The organism is Geitlerinema sp. PCC 7407 (genome assembly GCF_000317045.1).
GTDB lineage: Bacteria > Cyanobacteriota > Cyanobacteriia > PCC-7407 > PCC-7407 > PCC-7407.
The window spans coordinates 2,235,795-2,253,189 of sequence record NC_019703.1 but is presented as its reverse complement, the minus strand read 5'-3'; the positions used below and the strand labels follow the sequence as shown (position 1 = coordinate 2,253,189).

Genomic DNA, 17,395 nt, shown 5'->3' with positions numbered 1-17,395 from the left:
TGCTAAGAGTAGCCTTATGCTGCGGTGGTTTCCTGACAGATTTGCTGGGCAGGACGCTCACGCTTTTTCTCGCGTTTTGCTACTATGCCCTCTCTTTCCATTCCTCGCCGGCTGCGGCTGCCCCGCAAAGTCTCCCTCGGTTCCGTTCTGGTGGTGCCTTTTGTGCTGCAAGTGGCTCTGGTGGTGGGACTGACCAGCTACCTGTCCCTGCGCAATGGTCAGCAGGCCGTGAACAACGTCGCCGCTCAGCTGCGCCAGGAGACTATGGCCCGCATCCAGCAGCAGCTCGATCAGTATCTGGCTGTGCCTTTTTTGATCAACCAGATCAACCTAGACGCGATCGCCCTGGGAATCCTGGATGTCAACGATCTGCCCGCCCTGCGGCGATACTTTACCCGCCAGGCAGCGGCCTTTGGGCCTGTGGACTTCATCTTTTATGGGACAGCGGAGGGAGAGTTTGCCGGGGGAGGGTGGCCCGAGGGGCGCGACGCGCCGCTCCAGGTCCAGATCGTCAGCCAGGACCAGCCCAACCTGATTCGCTTTTATGTGGCTGACGCTGAGGGCAATCCGGGCCGACTGATCCAGTCATCTCCCAATTTCCTGGTGCGTCAGCGGCCCTGGTACACCGCTGCGCTGCGAACTGGCAAGCCGACCTGGGGCGAGATATTTACCTTTCAGGCCTTTCCCTCCATGGCGATTCCGGCCTCAGCGCCCGTGTTCGATCGCTCAGGTCGACTCCAGGGCGTGATCGCGAATAACTTTTTTCTCGAGCAGATTAGCGACTTTCTCAAAACCCTCAAAATTGGCAAAAGCGGTCAGACCTTCATCCTGGATCGCTCAGGCCTGATCATTGCGAGCTCTACGCTGGACAGGCCTTTTGTTGTGGAAAGCGGCGTCGCCAAGCGCATCGAAGCGGTCAACAGCGCCGATCCACTGCTGCGATCGACGGCTCGCCATTTGCGGCAGCAGTTCGGTGACTTCCGCCAGATTCGTGAATCGGCCCAGCTCGAGTTTCGGCTGGCGGGCGATCGCCAGTTTTTGCAGGTGCTGCCCTACCAGGACGGGCGCGGCCTGGACTGGCTGATCGTGGTGGTCGTGCCTGAGGCCGACTTCATGGAAGAGATCCAGGCCAACACCCATCGCACCATCCTGCTGACCCTGCTGGCCCTGATAGTGGCGATCGCTCTTGGCAATCTCACCGCCCGCTGGATCGCCCAGCCGATTCTCCGCCTCAATGCGGCTGCCCGCGCCATCAAGCAAGGGGACTTGCGGCAGACCGTCGAGGTCGAAAATATCCGAGAACTGGAGATCTTGGCCAACTCCTTCAACCAAATGGCCTCGGAGCTGCGGGCTTCCTTTGAGGAGCTGGAGACCCGCGTAGAAGCCCGCACCGCTGAGCTGCGCACCGCCAAGGACCTGGCAGATTCGGCCAATCGCGCCAAGAGTGACTTTTTGGCGCGGATGAGCCACGAGCTGCGCACGCCCCTGAACGCGATTTTGGGCTTCACGCAGCTCCTGCTCCATAATCCAGAGATGCAGAGCGGCAATAATGAGCTGAGCATTATTAGTCGCAGCGGTGAGCATCTACTCGATCTGATCAATGACATTCTGGAAATGTCCCGAATTGAGGCGGGTCGGCTGACCTATCAGGCGATCAACTTTGATTTTTATCGGCTGCTAGAAGCCGTTGAGGATATGTTACAGCTACGCGCCAGCTCGAAGGGCCTCACGCTGAGCATCACCCACGCCGACAATGTGCCGCGCTATCTGCACTCTGACGAAAAGAAACTGCGCCAGGTCTTGATCAATTTATTGGGTAACGCGATCAAGTTCACTGAGGCGGGGCATGTGCAGCTCTCAGTCCAGCGGATTATTTCGGAGAGCGATCTGGCTGCGGGCGATCGCCCCGAGGAAGCCGACGACACTGAGGTGCATCTCCTGTTTGAGGTGAGCGATACGGGGCCTGGCATTGCGCCGGCGGAAATAGACTCGATCTTTGAGGCCTTTGCCCAGACAGAGGCGGGCCGCAAGGCCGACCAAGGGACAGGGCTGGGCCTGCCGATCAGTCTCAAATTTGTGCAGCTCATGGGCGGCACGATCCAGGTACGCAGCGCGCTGGGGAAAGGCAGCACCTTCAGCTTCGATATCTATGCTCACACTGCGGAGTCGGCGGATCTCGATACCCAGGCCCTCACCCAGCGGGTCGTCGGCCTGGAGCCCGATCAGCCGACCTATCGCATTCTGGTGGTGGACGATCGCTTGACGAATCGTCAGCTCCTATTGCAGCTGCTGCGGCCTCTGGGCTTTGAGGTGAGGGAGGCCCAAAATGGCCAAGAAGCGGTGGCGGTGTGGGAAGCGTGGCAACCACACCTGATCTGGATGGATATGCGGATGCCGGTGATGGATGGCTACGAGGCCACGCGCCAGATCAAGGCTCATCTGCGCGGCCAGGCCACGATCATTATTGCGCTCACGGCCAGCGCCTTCGATGAGGAGCGGGCGATCGTCCTTTCGGCAGGATGTGATGATTTTGTTCGCAAGCCCATGCGCGAGAATATTATTTTTGGCAAGATGGCTCAGTTTTTGGGCGTCCGGTATATCTACGAAGAGATAGCGCCCCAGCCCGTTGCGATCGCCTCTGATGGCCTCTCGGCGGATCTGCTGCTGAGTATGCCCCCGAGCTGGATTGACCAACTCTACGATGCGGCCAACCAAGTCGATAACCGGCGTCTCTCTGAGCTGATCGCTCAAATCCCCGAACAGCAGGTAACTTTGGCGCGAACACTATTGCAGTGGGTTCGTAATTTCCGTTGTGACAAAATTATTGACTTGGTTGAGCAACTGGATGGATATCGTGCCCCATGAAACTCCCAAGGGAAACATCTTGATCGTAGATGATGCCCCTGACAACCTACATCTTCTCTCAACCACTTTGACCGAGCATGGATATGAAGTGCGAGGGGTGATCAATGGCGCAATGGCGCTGCGCGTGGCCCGATCGGCGCCGCCGGATCTCATTTTGCTCGATATCAAAATGCCCGATCTGAGTGGCTATGAAGTCTGTCGCCAGCTCAAGGAATACCCCGCGACCCAAGAAATTCCGGTGATCTTTTTGAGCGCCCTCGATGAGGTGCTCGATAAGGTGCGGGCCTTTAGTTCAGGGGGGGTGGACTATATCACCAAGCCCTTTCAGGTGGCTGAGGTTTTGGCCCGGGTCGAGACCCACCTCAATCTCCAAACGGCCAAAGCGGAGATTCGTCACCTCAATGCGGATCTGGAGCAGCGCGTCCAGCAGCGCACCGAGGAGATCCGCCAAAAAAATCAGGCGCTACAGGCTAGCGAAGCTCGCTTTCGCCTGATTGCGGAGAATATGAGCGATTTGGTGTGTCTCCAATCCGTCGACGGTCGCTATCTCTATCTCAGCCCTTCCTGCCAGTCAGTGCTGGGTTTCCAGCCGGATGAGCTTCTCAATACGAGTATCTATGACCTGATCCATCCAGAAGATCTCCAGCACGGCCGTCTGACGATCTCAGCCGATCTCCAGCCCGGTGCGCCGCCGCTAGTGTACCGCGTCCGCCGAAAGTCTAACGACTATATTTGGCTGGAGACGATCGCCCAGGCGGTGCGAGATAGTGAGGGGCGAACGATTCAGTTTGTGACGACGTCTCGGGACGTGACGGCGCGGGTCTTGGCGGAGGAGCGCCTCACCTATACAGCTCTCCATGATGCGCTGACGGCTTTGCCCAATCGGGTGCTGTTTATGGAGCGGGTAGAGCTGGCGGTGCGCCGCCTCAAGCGCCATGAAGGATACGCCTTTGCGGTGCTTTTTATTGACCTCGATCGCTTCAAGCTGGTCAATGATAGCCTGGGCCACGCGATCGGGGATGCCCTGCTGGTGGCGATCGCCCGTCTCCTCGAGAGTCTGGTGAGAGATGTCGATACGGTGGCCCGCCTGGGCGGAGATGAATTTACCCTTTTGCTGGATGAGATTGATGACTTTACCGATGCTCTCAAGGTCGCGCAGCGAATTCTAGAGTGCCTTCAGACGCCTCTTCAGGTCGAAGGCCACACGGTTTTTACAACGGCCAGCATTGGGATTGTGTTCAGCTCAGCGGAGTATCAGCACGGGTCAGAGCTGCTGCGAGACGCGGATCTGGCGATGTATCGCGCCAAGGGAGCCGGGCGATCGCGCTATGAGATCTTCGATAAAGCGATGCACGCCGAAGTGCTCCATCTGCTCAAGCTCGAAAATGATCTGCGCCAAGGCCTCCAAAAGCAAGAGTTTCTTCTCTACTATCAACCCATCGTAGAGCTGACCAGTGGTCAATTGCGAGGATTTGAAGCTCTGGTGCGCTGGAATCAGCCCGATCGCGGCTTGGTGAGCCCAAACCAGTTTATTCCGGTGGCTGAAGATTCGGGGCTGATTGTGCCTTTGGGAGCCTGGATCTTGCAGGAGGCCTGCCAGCAGATGCGAGCGTGGCAAGCGTCGCTGTCCTGCGCGGCGGATCTCTTTATGAGCGTCAATTTGGCAAGTCAGCAAATCCGAGAACCCGGCTTTTTGAACTATCTCGATCAGGTGTTGGCCCAGACGCACCTCGCGCCCCACAGCCTCAAGCTCGAGATCACTGAAAGCACGCTGCTGGAGGGAACGGATCAGATCATGATGACCCTAACTCATATCCGCGATCGCCACATTCAGCTCAGCATTGATGACTTCGGGACAGGATATTCTTCTCTAAGCTATCTTCATCGTTTCCCAATTAATACCCTCAAGGTCGATCGCTCGTTTATTAATCAGATCCAGAACAGCGCCGATCGCTTGGGCATTGTTAAAGCGATTGTTATGCTGGCGCAGACCCTAGATATGGATGTTGTTGCAGAGGGAATAGAGACCTTGGAACAATTTAACTATCTACGGTTGCTTCAGTGTGAGCTCGGCCAGGGATATTTCTTTGCGCCTCCCCTAGAGGCTGCGGCAGCAACCCACCTTCTCCAGTCCCTCCGACCCTTTAACTTGAATTAAAAGGCCCCATTTTCCCCTTTGAGGAGTTGAGAAAATGCCATTTCTTTTTTGGAGAAGGGAGCGATCGCCTCGGAACGATGGGAACAGCGCAGCGACAGTCGGTCCCCTGCTGTTTCCAGGGGTAGCGGTAGATGCTGAGGAGACATGTATTTTTTATCAAAAAAATGAGCAATGGCTTGTCAAGCGATCGCTGGCCTCTGACGATCTGTTGTGGAGTGTACCGCTGCCTGGGACGCTGCTAGCGATCATCGGGCCTCATCTGTGGCTTTTGGAGATTGGCGCTGCTGAGGCTGGGCGCACAGGGCGGCGATCGCCTGAAGCCGGGACGCCAAGACAGTGCCGATTTGTGGCCCTCAGCAGCACGACCGGCCAGATAGCCCACACCACCCCCTGGCTAACTCTCCCTTTTTATTTACCGACCTTTCGCTATGAGAGCTGCCAGGGCTCCTCGCTAGCGCTTCAAATGGGATGGTCTGAAGCAGATCGAACTTTGTGGGTCCAGATTGATCACCATAGTTGGTACGCGGGTGGAGTAGCGATCAGTCACCAAGCCTTGCGGGCCAGCGACAAACGCTCCTCTGCTTTAATCACGCTCGTTCCTGAGAGTGGACAGGCAGCTCTCGTCAAGACATCGACTGATTCTGGTAGACCTGTCTCCTCAGACAGCCTATCGATAGATAAAGAATCCCTTGCATTACCGCCCAGTTGCCAAACCAAAACCTCTATTGAACCTGACTGGCTGGCAACCAGAGGCTTGCGGCCTCTCGACTCCGCCCAGACGCTTCGCCACTACATTGTTTTGCAAGCGATTCCTGTTGATCGTCCGGGTTCTTCACTGCTCCTTTTGGAAGTTTTTTGTCGAGAGCGATCGCTTTTGCAGTGGCAGCAGTGCATCGGCACTTATTATGAGGAACCGCCGCGCTGCTAGTTTGCTATTTAGGTAAAAATTGCCGCGTCCTTAATTCAGCAAAAATAGATTCAGCTTGATTATTGATAAAGACTTTTGTGATCAATGAGAGCAGGATGTTGCAAGATTGATAGGTGAGAGATATAGAGAATTTCTATCAAGCGCTTGCTCTTGGGCAGAGTTGTTTGGTAGTCGTGAACTATTTGCTGCCTGTTAGTTTTAAATAGTGACCAAGTGGGTATAAATTTGTTAAGCAATGAGAGGCCGATAGAGGAAATACGGCGCGATCGGGTAGGCTAGGGATAAGGGTTTTGCTTGCTTGACTGGCTTATTGCACAAAATCAGTTCTGACCGGGCTTTCTCGCTTCTGTTCTGTACTCAATACCTATCGCTTCGGGGTTGTGAGGGATGGAAATAGGTTAGTGCTCAAAGCGGAAATTATAAGACACTCGGAAATTTAAATATTTCCCATGGTGCGCTGATTGAGAATAATGGCGGGAGCTGGGGCGTTTGATGTGAAAAGCCCCAGTGCGTGGGCGATCGCGGTTTAGGAGGTTCAGTGCGATGCAGAACCCAACCGAGTTATCGAGCAACGCCGGTTCTGTTGTCTCCATTCGGGGAAGCGTGGTAGATGTCCGCTTTCCCCAGCATCTACCGGGATATCTCAGTCGACTGGATGCTGGCGAAGATGGCAGCGTCATCATCGAAGTGATCGCCCACCTGAATGCTGAAGTTGTGCGGGGGATCGCGCTGACGCCCACCTCTGGCTTGGCTCGGGGAGCGCCGGTTGTGGATCTGGGGCGTCCGCTGCAAGTGCCTGTAGGACGGGCTTTGCTGGGGCGGATGTTTAATGTGTTTGGGAATCCAATTGACCAGCAGGGAGGTCTCACAGAGATAGCGTGGCGATCGATCCACCAAGCAGCGATCCCGCTGATGCAGCAGTCCACAGAGTCAGAAATTTTGGAGACCGGCATCAAGGTCATTGATGTGCTGACGCCCATCGAGCGCGGGGGAAAAGCAGGGCTGTTTGGGGGTGCAGGAGTGGGCAAAACGGTGCTCATTACCGAAATGATCCACAACATGGTCAGTCAGCACCAGGGAATCAGTCTCTTTTGCGGGGTTGGAGAGCGCAACCGAGAGGCAGAGGAGCTGTATCGTGAGATGCAGGCGGCAGGGGTGCTCGACCATACGGTGATGGTGTTTGGCCAGATGAATGAGCCGCCCGGCGCGCGGTTTCGGGTGGGGCATGCGGCCCTGACGATGGCGGAATACTTTCGGGATGAACTGCGCCAGGATGTATTGCTGCTGATCGACAATATTTTTCGGTTTATCCAGGCGGGGCAAGAGGTCTCTGGTTTGATGGGAGAGCTGCCCTCTCGAGTGGGCTATCAGCCGACCCTGGCGACGGAGCTAGCGGCCTTGGAGGAGCGAATTACTAGCACGACGACGGGAGCTATCACGTCGGTGCAGGCGGTGTATGTGCCAGCGGATGACTTCACCGATCCGGCGGCGGTGCATACCTTTGGTCATCTCTCTGCGTCGATTGTGCTGTCTCGCAAGCGGGCGAGTGAGGGATTTTATCCAGCGGTGGATCCGCTGCGATCGAGTTCTAAGATGCTGATGCCCGCGATCGCCGGTAAGCGTCACTACGAGACGGCGCTGGCCGTTCGCCAAACCCTGGCGCTCTATGAGGAGCTCAAAGACATGATCGCCATGCTGGGAATGGCTGAGCTCTCCACCAGCGATCGCCAAATTGTCTATCGCGCTCGCCGTCTAGAGAGATTTCTCACTCAGCCCTTCTTTTCGACTGAACAATTTACTAACCAGCCGGGTCGCTTGGTTTCCCTGGAGAACGCTTTGGAGGGGTGCGATCGCATTTTGAATGACGAGTTTGCCGATCAGCCGGAGAGTGCCCTCTATATGATCGGTGATATCGCAGAGGTGAGATCATGATGCACCTCAAGCTCGTTTTGCCGACAGAGGTTTTGGTCGATCAAGCCGTGCTCAAAGTTACTGCTGAAGGCATGAATGGCTCTTTTTGTTTGCTGCCTCAGCATGTTGACTGGGTTTCGACGCTGCTTCCGGGCATTTTCTCGTTTGAGACAGAGCGGGGAGAAGAGATATTTCTGGCCGTGGACGAAGGGGTATTGGTCAAACAGGGAGATAGGGTGTGGGTCTCGGTGAGAAATGCTGTGAGGGGCGATCGCCTGGAGACCTTGCAGCAGGCGGTCCAGCAACAGCTTCGTCTGCTGGATGAGCGAGAGCAGCGAGCGCGAAGTATGCTGGCGCGTCTAGAGACCAGCTTTGTGCGGGAGTTTATGGAACGGGGAGGAGCCCATGAAGTCTTCTAATTCTTCGGATCCGGAGTCCTCAGAGAAGCGCAAAGGCCGACATAAATCAACTCAGCCGGTGATATATGAGCAGCAGGTGAAAGAAAAATCAAGGCGTAAGGTACAGGCCCGAGCAGAGGGCGATCGCAGCATTTGGTCTGGTCTGGGCTTATTTGGCATGGTTGGCTGGTCGGTGACGATGCCAACGCTAGCAGGGGTTGCGCTGGGGATGTGGATAGATCGGCGCTTTCCCAGTTCTTACTCGTGGACGCTGATGGGGCTATTTGTGGGGATTGTGCTGGGGTGCTGGAGCGCTTGGTATTGGATGCAGCGAGAGCAGCAGCGCTAATAGGCTCTGATTTCTCTCTGATCTCTCCCTGATTTACTAAAACTCTATTGCTCGAAGGAGTGGATACAGACTAGACAGCTCAACTTGTATCGTCTTGCTCATATCACGCTTCTCTAACCTTAAGCTAAATCGGGATCTTGAAGGAGGATTCCCCATGGATCTTTTCATTCACAGGCTATTACCGCATATGGTGGTATTCCCCCTTGGGTTTGGCTTGGGAATCTTCTATTTCAGCTGTCTGTGGTTCACCGTGCAGCACCTGGTCCGAACTCGTCACCCTGTGCTGCTGATGGTGGGTAGTGGCGTGGTGCGCCTGAGTACTGCTCTGGTGGGTTTCTATTGGCTGGTGGATGGCCGCTGGGAGCGCCTGCTGCTGGCTCTGGGGGGATTTCTGGTGGCGCGCAGCTTGCTCATCGCTCGCTGGCGACCCCAAACATCTCTCATTGCGCTTCGACCTCTGGAGGAGTGAGATGGAAGTGAGTCCTGATAATGTGGTGTTTTATGCCTGGGAGATGATGGTTATCAATGCCACGCTGATCTTTACGTGGCTGACCATGGCGCTGCTGGCGGTGCTGTCGGGTTGGGTAACCCAGCGACTAGCCGTTCGCCCCCAGCTGCCTCCCTGGCAAGACTTTTTAGAGATGATTGTCGACGGCATGTACAGCCAGATTGGCGAGATTACTCAGCAAGATCCAGAGCCCTATTTATCGTTTGTTGGGACGCTTTTTCTATTTATTGTGACTTCAAATTTGCTGACGGTGGTTCCTGGCTATCAAGCTCCCACGGGATCTCTGTCGACCACAGTGGCTTTGGCGCTCTGTGTCTTCGTAGCAGTTCCCATTTTTGGCATTCGTCAGCAGGGCCTAAAGCGCTATTTAAAGGCCTATATAGAACCCACTCCTATCATGCTGCCATTTCAGATAATTGGGGAATTTTCGAGGACTTTGGCGCTGGCGGTGCGGCTGTTTGGCAATATTATGAGCGGCAATTTGTTGGCGGCAATTTTGCTGTCTCTAGTGCCTCTGTTTGTGCCGGTGGCAATGCATGTTTTAGGGCTGGTTTTTGGGTTGATTCAGGCCTATGTTTTCGCAATGCTGGCCTTGGTCTATATCGCTTCGGCGGCTAGTGTCCAGCACCAATCTCACTCGGTTTCTACACAGGAGACGGGTCATGAGTGATCTAGCCTTGATTGGCGCAGTTTCAATGGTGACGGCCGGTTTGACGATCGCGATCGGCTCGATCGGACCAGCTCTGGGCGAGGGAATGGCGGTGGCGAGAGCGCTGGGCGCGATCGCTCAGCAGCCCGACAAAACGAATACCATTACCCGCACATTATTTGTCGGGCTGGCCATGGTGGAATCAACGGCAATTTATTGCTTTGTTGTGTCAATGATTTTGCTGTTTGTTAATCCATTTTGGAATCATTTTTTGGGGAACTGATGTGTTAATTCAGTGGTTTACTGTCTTTGCCCAAGTGTTTAATTTTCTGATCTTGGTGCTGCTGCTGCGGTGGCTGCTCTATAAGCCGATCCTCAAGGTGATGCACAAGCGCCAGACACAGCTGGAGGAGCGATGGCAGGCGGCTGAGCGGCTGCAAGCGGAGGCTCAGCAGGCGATCGCAGTCTATGAGCAACAGCAGCAAGATCTCCAAAATCAGCGGGCTGCGCTGCTAGCAGAGGCGCAGGTGGCGGCAGACCAGGAGCGCTATCAGCAGCTGGCCCAGATTCGCCAGGAAATGGCCGATCGGCGGGCGCTGTGGCAAGCGGAGCTCTCTCAGGAACAGGAGGCATTTTTGCGGACTCTGCGCCAAAAAGTGATCTATCAAACCTGGGCGATCGCTCGCCAAGCCCTGAGCGATCTGGCAGGTGCTGAGCTAGAGCAGCAGATCGTTCGCCGGTTTTGCGATCGCCTGCGTCATCTGGAGGAGCCCCAGCAGCAGGCGATCGCCCAGGCCCTGGACCAAACTCATCAGCCTATCGCGATTCGCAGCAGTTTTGAGATGTCGCCGGACCTGCGCCATCAGGTCATGGAAGCGCTACAAGCCCAGTTTGCGATCGCCCCTGCCCTGGAGTTTGGGCTCTCCCCCAGCCTGCTCTGCGGGATCGAAATCAAGCTGCCTGGCCAGGAAATTGTCTGGAGCCTGGATACCTATCTCCAAACCCTTGAGCAGCATCTCTCTACCGCCCTCAGACAAGGGGGAGCCTCTCATGATGAACTCCACCTCTCAGCGGGTGCAGGCCGTCTGTCATGATGCCTGCGCCATCATTGCCCAAGTTTTAACCCATTACCCAGCGGCGCTCACCCTGCGGGAAACGGGACTGGTCCAGTCCGTCCGGCCCGGAATTGCCCGGGTGACGGGCCTGCCGGGGGTGCGAGCGGATGAGCTGGTGTGTTTTCCCAAGGCCGGCGCGGAGGCGAGTGGAGAGCCCCTGTTGGGCATTGCCTTCAACCTCGACCCTGAGGAGGTGGGCGTGATTTTGCTGGGAGATAGTCAGCATCTGCAAGCAGGAGATGAGGTCTATCGGACAGAGCGAGTGGTGGATGTGCCGGTGGGAGATGCGCTGCTGGGGCGAGTGGTGACGGTCATGGGGCAGCCTCTGGACGAACGCGGTGCCCTAGATATCGCGGAGCGCCGCCCTGTGGAGCGGGAGGCTCCGGCCATCCTCGATCGCGCCCCTGTCACGGTACCGCTGCAAACGGGCCTGAAGGTGGTCGACGCGCTGATTCCCATTGGGCGAGGCCAGCGGGAACTCATCATCGGCGATCGCCAAACGGGAAAAACGGCGATCGCCATTGACACGATTCTCAATCAAAAAGATAAAGATGTGCTCTGTATCTACTGTGCCATTGGGCAGCGATCGGCGGCGATCGCCAAGGTGATCGCCACGCTGCGCGAGCAGGGCGCGATGGACTACACCGTGGTGGTGGTAGCTGCGGGGCAAGATCCCCTGGGACTGCAATATATCACCCCCTACGGGGCCACGACGATGGCTGAGTATTTTGCAGAGCAGGGGAGAGATGTGCTGATTGTCTACGACGATCTCACCCACCACGCCCGCACCTACCGCGAACTCTCTTTGCTGCTGCGCCGTCCTCCCGGCCGCGAGGCCTATCCGGGCGATATCTTTTATCTCCATTCGCGGCTGCTGGAGCGAGCGACTCACCTGTCGGCTGAGCTGGGGGACGGCTCTCTCACGGCTCTGCCAATTATTGAAACTCAGGCCCAAAATATCTCAGCTTATATTCCAACCAATTTGATCTCTATCACTGATGGTCAAATCTATCTTTCGCCTGATCTCTTTCAGAAAAGTATTTTTCCGGCGGTGGATGTGGGGAAATCGGTGTCGCGGGTGGGCGGCAAAACCCAGCTACCGGCCTACCAGACGATCGCCGGAGACTTGCGCCTCTCCTATGCCCAGTTCCAAGAGGTGGAGATTTTTGCTCGTTTTGGCACGCAGCTCGATGAGCAGACCCAGCAAACCCTAGAGCGCGGCCGCCGCATTCGGGAGGTCCTCAAGCAGCCGCAGTCTCGCCCGCTCTCGGCAGCGGAGCAAATCGCGATCCTGATGGCGGTGACCCATGGACAACTAGACGCTGTCCCCCTGGATCAAATCGAGGTGGCGGAGCAGCGCATTTGTGAGGGGGTTCGGCGGCAGATGCCGGATCTGTGCGATCGCATTCATACGGGCAAACCCTTTACGGAGGGCGATCGCGACCTCCTGCTCAAGGCTCTCCAAGCGGTAATGAACGCTCCCTAAACCTCTCTATGCCCTAAACCTCTCTATGCAAACCCTGGAATCTCTCCGCAACACCATCAATAGCATCGAAGATCTGCGAGCGGTGGTTAGAACCATGAAGGCTCTGGCCATGGTGAGCATTCGTCAGTACGAAAAAGCCCGCCTATCTCTCGCAAACTATAACGAAACGGTCGAGCTGGGATTGCAGGCCTTGCTGCACCATCGACGTTTCTCTGAAACCCTGACAGGGCCGCTGCCCCAGGCCCATCTGCGTCCCACAACGGGACCGGTGGGAGTGATTTTATTTGGGTCTGATCATGGGCTGTGTGGCCAGTTTAATGAGCAAATTGTGACTTATGTCTTAGAAACGCTGGACCAGCGCCAAATCTCCCCCTCTCAGCGTCTCATTGCGGCTGTGGGGGCGCGGCTGCTGCCCCACCTGGAGATTGCCAGCCAGCCGGCCTATACCCAGTTCTCGCTGCCAAGCTCTCTCGCGGGCACTCCCCGCCTGATCCAAGACCTATTGGAGGCGATCGATCACTGGCGCTTTCGTCAGCCGCTGGAGGGATCTTCTCTGTTGGCGATCGCGGATGCTTTAGAGACGCCTCACCCGGATGTCGAACAGGTGTTGCTGTTCTATAACCGATCGCTTTCCACCACGGTCTATCAGCCGGTGATGTTGCAGCTGTTGCCCCTCGATCCACTCTGGCTATCGCAGCTTGAAAAACGTCCCTGGGATTCTGTCTCGATGCCGATGCTGAACGTGAACTGGGAGGGGCTTTTTTCGGCGCTGATTCGCCAATATTTGTTTGTGGCGCTCTACCGCGCGACGGTGGAGTCCCTCGCCAGCGAAAACGCCGGCAGGCTCGCGTCTATGCAGGCGGCTGAGAAAAATATTGAGGAGCGCTTGAGCAATTTGAATGCTCAGTATCGGCAGCAGCGCCAAAATTCGATTACGGGGGAACTGCTGGATATTGTGTCAGGATTTGAGGCCCTGAAAAAGCCAGGCTAACGCTCTAAAAACTCAAAAATAGTGAATTAAAAAATTGGCGATCGCCGATGGTTTGTGACGGGCGATCGCCTACTGCATAAGCCAGGTTTCAGGGCTCTAGTCTCTGCCGAGGGCCTCAGCACTGCGCTCAGCGGTATCAGGGTAGAGGCCAGCCCAGTCCTTGATGGCTTCGGCTGATTCTTTGCCAATTCGCTGAAGGCGATCGCCCATATTATCAATCTCTTCAGCTTCTTCTTGCCACTCGCCCGTGGTCTTGGGCCGATCAGAGTCGTCTCTTTGAATGATCGTGTCAATCCGCTTGGTAGCAGCCTTATTGCGATCGTTGGGAGCGTTACTGGTTGTCAACACCAAGAAGCCCACCAAAACCACTGATAAAATCTGTTTGATTGATAGTCTAGCCGCTATCGATCTAAAGAAGCTCATGGCTTGATTGATGCAGTTTTTCATGATCAGATATTTGAAATAATCAGAACAGTAATTCGAGAAAGAAGGGTCAAAAATTTTCCTAAAATCTATGCATTGAATGCTGAAAGAAAGTGAATTAAAGACCCGACTCATTTCACGAACACAATAAGGCTATCCACCTCAAAATCATGACTCCTCTATCAGAGGGGATAGCCTGGAAAAAAGCATAAATTTTTGCAAAATGGAGAATTTTACACTACTGCTTTTGAAATCTATCTTTTGATGTTTGTGTCTTTCCTAAGGGAAAGATAGTCATCCAAGAATAAAAAGCTATAAAAATGGGATGCTGAATTGACTAGCATCCCATCTCTGATTCAAATGGCTAGAGCAGCGAATTTAATCTGCCTAAGCTTTTTGGTTGATGGCGTGGAGACCGCACTCTTTCTTACCGGCGTCTTCCCACCACCAGCGGCCTTCGCGCTCGTGCTGGTTGGGGAGGACGGGGCGCGTGCAGGGCTCGCAGCCGATGCTGACAAAGCCGCGCTCGTGGAGCGCGTTGTAGGGAACCTCGTAGGAGCGGATGTACATCCAGACGTCAGCCGAGGACCAGTTGGCCAGGGGGTTGAACTTGATCAGGCTGCGATCGCCGCTAGAAAAGGCTCCATCCACCTGCACGACCGGCACGCTGGCGCGGGTCGAGGGGTTTTGGTCCTTGCGCTGACCCGTGATCCAGGCGTCGAGGGTGCCCAGGTGACGACGCAGGGGAGCCACCTTGCGCACGTTGCAGCACTCCGTGTGGCCGTCTTCGTAGAAGCTAAACAGACCCTTTTCGCGCACCAGCGCCTCCACGGCTCCGCTCTCCGGATAGATCACGTCAATGGTGATGCCGTAGTGCTTGCGGACTTTTTCGAGGAACTGATAGGTCTCCGAGTGCAGGCGACCCGTGTCCAAGCTGAAAACCTTGAAGGGCTTGTTGAGACGATGGGCCATGTCGATCAAGACCACATCCTCTGCGCCACTAAAGGAGATAGAGAGGTTGTCAAACAGGCTCAAGGCCCGCTCTAAAATTTTTTGGGGGCTCTGGTTGGTGAGCTCCGCCTCTAGGCTGGGGATATCGAGGTCGGACAGGGTCTGCCCAGGGATCTGCGCCATGATGTGTCTCTTGCAGGAAAGGATCGTTTAGTGCACATCACATTCTATCAAGCGGTGGTTTCTGGCAGGTGACAGACCCCGGCAACCCTTGCCAGCAGCTTGCTTGAGCGGCGAAACCCACAGAGTCTAGGACTTGCTGGGAGTTGTGACTCCCAGGCCTTCTAGCTGGCGCAGCTGCTGGGACTGGGCCGCGAGGCGATTTGAGAGGCGATCGCTCACCAGCTCGCACAGTTCAAAGATCAGCGGCTCAGCAATTTCGTAGTAGACGCTCACGCCCTGGGGGGTTCGCGACACGATGCCCGCCTGGGCCAAGATCTTGAGGTGCTTGGAGACGTTGGCTTGGCCCAGGCCAGTTTCTTCCATGATTTCAGTGACGTTTTTGGAGCCGGACTTGAGGGCGCACAGCACCTGGAGGCGGCTCAGCTCAGACAGGACTTTGAAATAATCAGCAACTTGGCTCAGGGCGGCAGGAGGCAGAGACATAGCGTTTGGCTGGGGCGGTCTAAAGGGGCAATAAAGAAATTCACTACTATAAAGTAGTATAGCTAACTAATAGAGCTTCAAGGTATCTGGTTAAACGTCAGCACGATCGCCTGCTGAGAACAACTTTCTGTGGTTAGAGATAGCGGGCGATCGCCCTCAATAATCTGTGCGTTTAAAAATAGCTAAAAAGAATCTGAAACCTGCTCAGAGCTGGGGCTGAGAGTCTTAGGCTCAAAGGGGACTAGAGTTTGCTCTGGCAGGCTCTGTTGCGAATTCTAAAAATACTTGAAGCAGGACTTACAAGTCATACTCGTTATGAGTACGATATGACAATCTGACCAAACCAATCAGTGCTCGCACCCCCCTACCACAGGAGTCACGACCAGAATGAGTGAAGAGAAAAAGCTCACAACAGCGACCGGTTGCCCCATTTTTGACAACCAAAACTCTATGACTGCCGGCCCGCGGGGGCCGCTGCTGATGCAGGATGTGCAGCTTTTGGAGCAGATGCAGCAGTTCAACCGGGAGCGCATTCCAGAGCGGGTCGTCCACGCCAAGGGGTCTGGGGCCTACGGCACCTTCACGGTGACCCGGGCGATTCCGGAATACACCAGAGCCAAGCTTTTCTCAGAGGTGGGTAAGCAAACCGAAGTCTTCTTGCGCTTCTCGACGGTGGCTGGAGAGCGGGGCGCTGCGGATGCAGAGCGCGATGTTCGCGGCTTTGCTCTCAAGTTCTACACCGAGGAAGGCAACTGGGATCTGGTCGGCAACAACACGCCGGTGTTTTTCATTCGCGATCCTCACAAATTTGCGAATTTCATCCATACCCAGAAGCGCCATCCCCAAACCAATCTGCGAGACGCCAACGCCCAGTGGGACTTTTGGTCCTTGAATCCGGAGTCTCTGCACCAGATCACGATTCTGTTTAGCGATCGCGGTCTGCCCGCTAGCTACCGCCACATGAACGGCTACGGCAGCCACACGCTTTCTTTTGTCAATGCTCAGGGTGAGCGCTTCTGGTGCAAGTTCCACTTCAAGACCCAGCAAGGGGTGAAGTGCCTGACCGGCGAGGAGTCGGCCAATCTGATCGGCGTCGATCGCGAGTCTCACCAGCGGGATCTCTTCACAGCGATCGAGCGGGGCGAGTTTCCCAAGTGGACGGTGAAGATTCAGGTGATGACCGAGGCTCAGGCTCAGACCTTCCAGTGGAATCCCTTTGACCTGACCAAAGTGTGGCCCCACAGCGATTTTCCGCTGATGGAGATCGGGGTGCTGGAGCTAAACCGCAACCCGGTCAACTACCACGCCGAGGTGGAGCAGGCGGCCTTCGGTCCGGGGTCTTTTGTGCCGGGGATCGGCCCGAGCCCGGACAAGGTTTTGCAGGCGCGGCTGATGTCCTATCCCGATGCGCAGCGCTACCGCATCGGCACCAACTACCAGCAGCTGCCGGTCAACCAGCCGCGCTGCCCGGTGATGCACTACCAGCGCGATGGCGCGATGTCGGTGGGCTACGGCGGCAGCAGCCCCAACTACTATCCCAACAGCGACGACAGCGCCCCCAAGGAGGCCCCGGAGTATCGGGAGCCCGGTCTGCCCCTGGGGGATGTGGTGGCCGATCGCTATGAGTCCCGGGATCAAGATGACTACACCCAGCCCGGAAATCTCTGGCGGATCTTCTCAGAGGAGGAGAAAAACCGCACGGCCCAGGCGATCGCAGGGGCGCTGGGATGCGCTCGCCAAGATATCCAAATGCGTCAGCTGTGCCACTTCTTCCGCGCCGATATGGACTATGGCCAGCGGGTTGCGCGGGCGCTGAATATCGAAATCGATCCGGCAATGCTGCAACAAAATCAGCAAAATCACCCTCAAGCGGTTCAGTCATAGCGTTGGCTGCTTGAGAGATCTCTCTAAAAGAGAGTTTTAAGAGAGATCTGGAAGGGCGATCGCTTTCTGACATATCAGAGGGCGATCGCCTCTAATTTTGAAAGATATAGAGA

Annotated in this window: 15 protein-coding genes; 12 read left to right on the top strand and 3 right to left on the bottom strand. The window is 55.7% G+C overall.

Features of this window, described 5'->3' with window-relative positions; all coding sequences use genetic code 11:
- The first annotated feature begins 84 nt into the window (after positions 1–84).
- The 11 genes from GEI7407_RS09330 to GEI7407_RS09280 all read left to right on the top strand — a co-directional run bounded on the left by GEI7407_RS09330 (position 85) and on the right by GEI7407_RS09280 (position 13,358).
- The gene (locus GEI7407_RS09330) at positions 85–2,865 is read left to right on the top strand and encodes a hybrid sensor histidine kinase/response regulator (RefSeq protein ID WP_015171899.1); all 2,781 of its coding nucleotides are present in this window, start codon (positions 85–87) and stop codon (positions 2,863–2,865) included.
- Positions 2,846–5,023 carry an EAL domain-containing protein gene (locus GEI7407_RS09325; RefSeq protein ID WP_015171898.1) on the top strand — a complete coding sequence of 726 codons (2,178 nt, stop codon included), beginning with the start codon at positions 2,846–2,848 and terminating at the stop codon, positions 5,021–5,023. The genes GEI7407_RS09330 and GEI7407_RS09325 overlap by 20 nt, the downstream gene beginning before the upstream one ends.
- A gap of 1,471 nt (positions 5,024–6,494) precedes the next feature.
- Positions 6,495–7,883 (top strand): F0F1 ATP synthase subunit beta, encoded by a 1,389-nt coding sequence (gene atpD / locus GEI7407_RS09320; protein WP_015171896.1) that lies wholly within the window; start codon positions 6,495–6,497, stop codon positions 7,881–7,883.
- On the top strand, positions 7,883–8,281 hold the full coding sequence (locus tag GEI7407_RS09315) for a F0F1 ATP synthase subunit epsilon (RefSeq protein WP_041268878.1): 399 nt from the start codon (positions 7,883–7,885) through the stop codon (positions 8,279–8,281). Before atpD ends, GEI7407_RS09315 begins: the two co-directional genes overlap by 1 nt.
- A complete protein-coding gene (locus GEI7407_RS09310) occupies positions 8,268–8,609 on the top strand; it encodes an AtpZ/AtpI family protein (protein ID WP_015171894.1) in 342 nt (113 codons plus the stop codon). The genes GEI7407_RS09315 and GEI7407_RS09310 overlap by 14 nt, the downstream gene beginning before the upstream one ends.
- Before the next feature lie 187 nt (positions 8,610–8,796).
- Positions 8,797–9,078, top strand: coding sequence for an ATP synthase subunit I (locus GEI7407_RS09305; protein ID WP_223294514.1), 282 nt, complete (start codon positions 8,797–8,799; stop codon positions 9,076–9,078).
- A gap of 1 nt (position 9,079) precedes the next feature.
- Entirely contained in the window at positions 9,080–9,787 is a 708-nt protein-coding gene (locus tag GEI7407_RS09300) for a F0F1 ATP synthase subunit A (RefSeq protein ID WP_015171892.1), read from the top strand.
- Positions 9,780–10,049 (top strand): F0F1 ATP synthase subunit C, encoded by a 270-nt coding sequence (locus GEI7407_RS09295; RefSeq protein WP_015171891.1) that lies wholly within the window; start codon positions 9,780–9,782, stop codon positions 10,047–10,049. The genes GEI7407_RS09300 and GEI7407_RS09295 overlap by 8 nt, the downstream gene beginning before the upstream one ends.
- Before the next feature lies 1 nt (position 10,050).
- The gene (locus GEI7407_RS09290; RefSeq protein ID WP_015171890.1) at positions 10,051–10,860 is read left to right on the top strand and encodes an ATP synthase F0 subcomplex subunit B; all 810 of its coding nucleotides are present in this window, start codon (positions 10,051–10,053) and stop codon (positions 10,858–10,860) included.
- Positions 10,817–12,367 carry an alternate F1F0 ATPase, F1 subunit alpha gene (locus tag GEI7407_RS09285; RefSeq protein WP_015171889.1) on the top strand — a complete coding sequence of 517 codons (1,551 nt, stop codon included), beginning with the start codon at positions 10,817–10,819 and terminating at the stop codon, positions 12,365–12,367. The genes GEI7407_RS09290 and GEI7407_RS09285 overlap by 44 nt, the downstream gene beginning before the upstream one ends.
- 25 nt (positions 12,368–12,392) lie before the next feature.
- On the top strand, positions 12,393–13,358 hold the full coding sequence (locus GEI7407_RS09280) for a F0F1 ATP synthase subunit gamma (RefSeq protein ID WP_015171888.1): 966 nt from the start codon (positions 12,393–12,395) through the stop codon (positions 13,356–13,358).
- Positions 13,359–13,454: 96 nt separating this feature from the next.
- Here the strand turns inward: GEI7407_RS09280 and GEI7407_RS09275 are convergent, their stop codons facing one another.
- The 3 genes from GEI7407_RS09275 to GEI7407_RS09265 all read right to left on the bottom strand — a co-directional run bounded on the left by GEI7407_RS09275 (position 13,455) and on the right by GEI7407_RS09265 (position 15,398).
- Positions 13,455–13,916 (bottom strand): hypothetical protein, encoded by a 462-nt coding sequence (locus GEI7407_RS09275; RefSeq protein ID WP_223294513.1) that lies wholly within the window; start codon positions 13,914–13,916, stop codon positions 13,455–13,457.
- A gap of 252 nt (positions 13,917–14,168) precedes the next feature.
- Positions 14,169–14,915 carry a phosphoadenylyl-sulfate reductase gene (locus tag GEI7407_RS09270; RefSeq protein ID WP_015171886.1) on the bottom strand — a complete coding sequence of 249 codons (747 nt, stop codon included), beginning with the start codon at positions 14,913–14,915 and terminating at the stop codon, positions 14,169–14,171.
- Between the two features lie 126 nt (positions 14,916–15,041).
- A complete protein-coding gene (locus tag GEI7407_RS09265) occupies positions 15,042–15,398 on the bottom strand; it encodes a helix-turn-helix transcriptional regulator (RefSeq protein WP_015171885.1) in 357 nt (118 codons plus the stop codon).
- Positions 15,399–15,785: 387 nt separating this feature from the next.
- On the opposite strand from GEI7407_RS09265, the gene GEI7407_RS09260 reads away from it, so the two are divergent.
- Positions 15,786–17,282 (top strand): catalase, encoded by a 1,497-nt coding sequence (locus GEI7407_RS09260; protein WP_015171884.1) that lies wholly within the window; start codon positions 15,786–15,788, stop codon positions 17,280–17,282.
- Positions 17,283–17,395: the final 113 nt, after the last annotated feature.